1 protein-coding gene is annotated in these 957 nt (G+C 73.2%); it reads left to right on the top strand.

Annotated features, from left to right (window positions below; all coding sequences use genetic code 11):
* On the top strand, nt 1-957 hold a 957-nt coding region (locus POF73_RS45770), incomplete at both ends, for a beta-ketoacyl reductase (protein WP_272125472.1).

Here is a 957-nt window from a genome sequence, read left to right as displayed (position 1 = left end):
TTCGCGGGGAGCATCGGAGCGGCAGGCCAGGGCAACTACGCCGCGGCCAACGCCTTCCTGGACGCTCTGGCCGAGCGGCGCCGGGCGGCGGGGCTGCCCGCCACCTCGATCGCGTGGGGTCCCTGGGCCGACGGCGGCATGGCCGAGGACGCAGGATCGACCTCGCGTATGCGCCGCGGCGGAGTGCTTCCGTTGGACGCCGAGGCCGCCACGAAGGTCCTCGCCCGCGCGGTTGCCGCCGAGACGCCCGCCGTGATGGTCGCCGACCTCAACTGGACGGACTTCGCACCGTCTTTCACCATGACCCGTCCGAGCCCGCTGATCGGGTCCCTGCCGGAGGCGCGCGCGGCGGTGGAGGGCGCCGCGGCGACCCCGCAGCCCGTCGGGTACGACGACCGTGCCGGACTGGTCGGCCGACTGACCGGGCTCACCTCCGCCGAACAGGACCGCGTCCTGCTGGAGACGGTGCAGTCCTGCGCCGCCGCGGTCCTCGGCTACCCCAACCCCGAAGCCGTCGCCGCCGAGCGGGCCTTCCGCGACCTCGGCATCGACTCCCTCACGGCGGTCGAACTCCGCAACGCCCTGGCGGCGTTGACGGGTGTCTCCGGCCTCGCCGCGACGCTGGTCTTCGACTATCCGACGCCGGTGTCGTTGGCGCGGTATCTGCGGGAGCAGTTGCTGGGCACCGTGACCGAGGCGGAGACGCCGGCGGCCGGGCTCGTGGGTGTGGCGGTAGCGGACGATCCGGTGGTGATCGTCGGGATGGCGTGCCGGTTCCCGGGTGGTGTGCAGGACCCAGAGGGTCTGTGGCGACTGCTGTCGGAGGGCGAGGACGCGGTGCGCGCGTTCCCGGCCGACCGAGGCTGGGACCTCACCGCCCTCTACGACCCGGAGGGGGAGCGCCCCGGAACCACGCTGGTCAACGTCGGCGGATTCCTCGATGGTGTGGGTCATTTC

Source organism: Streptomyces sp. HD (genome assembly GCF_028369295.1).
Classification (GTDB): domain Bacteria; phylum Actinomycetota; class Actinomycetes; order Streptomycetales; family Streptomycetaceae; genus Streptomyces.
The sequence above is the reverse complement of the archived record's forward strand: the minus strand, read 5'-3'. Positions and strand labels throughout refer to the sequence as shown.